Annotated in this window: 4 protein-coding genes; 1 reads left to right on the plus strand and 3 read right to left on the minus strand. The window is 61.7% G+C overall.

Features of this window, described 5'->3' with window-relative positions; translation table 11 throughout:
- Positions 1 to 422: 422 nt before the first annotated feature.
- Entirely contained in the window at positions 423 to 695 is a 273-nt protein-coding gene (locus tag ACFPN9_RS27640) for a hypothetical protein (protein WP_054211495.1), read from the minus strand.
- A gap of 115 nt (positions 696 to 810) precedes the next feature.
- Positions 811 to 1,074, minus strand: a complete 264-nt coding sequence (locus tag ACFPN9_RS27645; protein ID WP_156330450.1) for a hypothetical protein — start codon at positions 1,072 to 1,074, stop codon at positions 811 to 813.
- Positions 1,075 to 1,564: 490 nt separating this feature from the next.
- Between ACFPN9_RS27645 and ACFPN9_RS27650 the strand changes: the two genes are divergently transcribed.
- Positions 1,565 to 2,470, plus strand: a complete 906-nt coding sequence (locus tag ACFPN9_RS27650) for a Crp/Fnr family transcriptional regulator (RefSeq protein WP_248307366.1) — start codon at positions 1,565 to 1,567, stop codon at positions 2,468 to 2,470.
- 550 nt (positions 2,471 to 3,020) lie between these two features.
- Here ACFPN9_RS27650 and ACFPN9_RS27655 read toward each other — a convergent pair.
- The gene (locus ACFPN9_RS27655; RefSeq protein WP_377817936.1) at positions 3,021 to 3,329 is read right to left on the minus strand and encodes a helix-turn-helix transcriptional regulator; all 309 of its coding nucleotides are present in this window, start codon (positions 3,327 to 3,329) and stop codon (positions 3,021 to 3,023) included.
- Positions 3,330 to 3,414: the final 85 nt, after the last annotated feature.

Consider the following 3,414-nt stretch of genomic DNA (forward strand, 5'->3'; position numbering starts at 1 on the left):
CCCATCGTCAGCCTGCCAGCCGTGGCCGCCTGACCAGCCCGACCAAAGCCGGCACGCGGTGGCTCTGCGAAGCTACACCACCAGCAGGGACACGACCACGAGAGCGATCTTGAACGACGTGGATCGGCGCTTCTGATCCTGGGCGTTGGGGTGGTCTGCACTGTGTTCCATGAGGTCGCGTCCGCTGGAGGCCATCGATGGTAGGAGCTGCCTCTGCGGATCACCGTAGGGTCCCGAATCTGGCGGGCCACGGGAGCCTTCGACGTGCGGTGGCGTGATCCTGGCTCAACAGATGAGGCGAACCGGGACGCAAATCCTTGATCTCGGTTAAGCTGACGCGGCGAAGTGACCCAGCTTTCTGGAAGCCCGGATATGGCGTGCTCGGGCGGGATGTTCGAGTCGATCCTGCGCCCGGCGAAGCCTCAAGCCTTCGGCAGGACGTCAAATTCGCGTGCCAGCAGGGTCACAGGCCGTGAACAGGAGCCTAGCCGGATATCCACCCCGAACGCTGAAAGGCGGTTGCGATCGGCTTCGTCGATGAACCCGCATATGAGCTTAGTGATGCCGGTTGCGAGCACCAGGTCACAGATGGCTTCGCCGGTTCGTTCGCAGTTCGCGCGGAACTCATGTTCCTGTGCTTCGTCAGGGTCGATCAGTAGCACCCCATCGCATTTGGCGAAGAACGGACTGAGCATCGCCTTGCGTCGTCCCCGCGCGACGAGCACTGCTATCCGGTGCCTTCGATCAATTCGGGGCAGGGCTATTGGTGCCATCTTGGCCCGCGCGAGAAATCTTCTACACCGCAAGAGATCAGCACAGCTTTCTGCGCGACACCTTAATTTCGATCAATCGCGCATCCGGGCAGCGATTTCGACGTGGCCACGTGTAAGCAGCGCTTTTGACCTCGATCAAAGCAAACGGCATCCTGTCGTAGTGGAATGGATACGCGGGCTTGCACGCATCGCGTATCTGGATCACTCGACCCCCGGATCCGCGGCTGACGTTCAGCGCAAACGAACTTTCGACGGCTATGGTGCGGATGTTCAGGTTCATTGCATTGGTTGTCGTCTGCATGGTTTCCCTACTGTGGCTGGGGGAAGCATCGTGGGCGCACGAGAACCGTGCGGCACGAGAGCAGGCCAGTCCGGCGATACATTCGACCGTCATCGTGACGTCCGCGGGCGAAGACGGTTGTCTGCCCCGGCACGCTTGCTGCCGGACAGTCTGCGCGCAATGTCAGGTATCTCAGCATCCATATCGCTGTGACATCATTCGAGCGTCGCTCACGTCTGCGGTAATCGTGGTTTCTCGCGAAGATCACGTACACTCGGTTATTGTCGGTCGCGATCCGCCCGTCCCCAAAGCCTATCTCTATTAGGCCGCTGCGCTCGCCTTCGATGCGTCCCCTGCCGACATAGGTCGGCCAGCACACGATCGTGAGCCGTGTCGTGCCGACCGAGGGTGTCGGACGCGCTGAGCCGGCGAGCTCGGGATTTCATCCAGAATGCTGATGGGCTGCCAAGGCAGCCGCCGCAACGGGCCCGGTGCGCCCGGGAGGTGCAATATGAATTTGGATCGAGCGTCTATTTCTGAGGAGATGGCCCGGTCGCTCCCTCGCAACGATTGGGAAAATATCAAGTGCGAGCGGAATGGGCCGACCTTTCGTGAATTGGCATTGCGTGAACTGGCCGACGGGGCGAGTGCGTCGGTTCACGACTTGAGCAGACGTCCGCGCCGTAGCCTGACGGGCGCTGACGGTGCACCGCGGCCCGCTGCCGATGCACCTTCGTCAACCGAGGGGTATCGGTTGTTGCCGCGCTACCGATCGGGCGATCGAAAAATCGAAGCGGGCCGCGACCTCTTCAGCGTTGGGTCGACGGGCAACGCCATCTTCAACCTGATCGATGGCTGGGTGGCTCTCTATACCCAGCTTGAGGATGGCAGGCGCCAGATCGTCCAGTTCGCATTGCCCGGCGCCATACTGGGCGTCTTGCCATCAAATCGGTCGCAGGCAACGTTCGGGGCGCTGGCGCTGACCGACGTGGTGGCGTCCGTGATCCCGACCTCGATGCTTGCGACACTGTCCCGCGATGAGCCGGAGCTGACCATGCGTCTGGCGCGCTCGCTGGCCCGCGATTGCAGCCTGGCGTTTGATCACCTGACGAGCATCGGGCGCCGGTCCGCGCGAGAGCGGGTCGCCCACCTCATATTGGAGCTATTTGCCCGCTACCGCGCTCAATGGCCGGGCAATCGCATTGAGGAAATGCCGCTCCCGCTCACGCAGGAGCAGATCGGCGACGCGACGGGGCTGACGTCGGTTCACGTCAATCGGGTCCTCAGCGGGCTGCGGAAGGAACGCATCGTCGAGTTCCATTATCGTCGGCTTCGGATCCTTGATCCCGATAGGCTAATTGAAGTGGCAGGTGTTGAACCGGAAATTGTGACGGCATGGCTTGAGCGGCAGCCCTAGCCGCTCAATTTAGATTTCGGTTGCCGCCATTGACCTCGAATCATCCTGCTTGCGAGGCCGACTGGCTTGGCTGGTTCTGGCGTAATCGCGGTTCGAAGGACGTGACGCCATCGGGGCTGCGCATAGACTCTTCCCTGGCGGGCATTGCCGCAGCGGTTGCGGGGGTGAAATCCGAACCCTTAGCGCGCCGCTCTGCAAGGAGCTCGCCCGAGCGGTTTACCGCAGCAGCGGCCAGGCTCCAAGGGTGACGATGGCCAGTGCTGCGGCGATTTCCAACCCGAAGCCAACCCGCGATCGCCAGCCAGCGGTTCGGTCCAGCAAGCTTACCAACTGGGTGCGGGGCAGGATCGCGAGCAACAGGAAGGCGACGATCGTCAGGAACTTGAAATACGGAAAAAGGCGTTCAGCTTGGAAGTCGACGAGGCCCCAATCCCGTCTGCACTGAAAGCAGTGGCGGCTGAACGTGGATGGATATTAATGCAGACGTTCGCGGCGCGCGGATTACGGTCATGTGAATGATGGGCTCCTGCCGCCAACGTCCAGGTGCGGGTCACTTCGGGGCGGAGTCAGAGGCTGCGCCAGTAATGACCAATGGTAACCGAAAGCCTTCCCCTTTGGTGGCTAGAGCTCTCAGGAACTCCACGCCCCGATCTTCTAGCGCCTGCTGAACCATTGCGGCGCCCTTCAGATAGCGGTCGGAGCGAGGATGGGTTTCGACCCGCCCGAGAGTCCGTCGGCTGATGCCTGCTTGCTTGGCCAGTTCGTCTGGGCTCAATCCGAGCGCAATTCTTGCCGCTTTCAATACGTTAGCGCCAGGGACCATGCCCATGGCATCGCACGCGCGGGGGTCGTGTCCCATAGCGTGGTGTAGCTGACGGTGGTCACCGGCGATTGCCGGTTAGGTTTGGGTTGTGAACGCCAACCCTGAACCGAGAGATCCCCGA

It is taken from the genome of Allobosea massiliensis (genome assembly GCF_042655245.1).
Lineage (GTDB): Bacteria > Pseudomonadota > Alphaproteobacteria > Rhizobiales > Beijerinckiaceae > Allobosea > Allobosea massiliensis.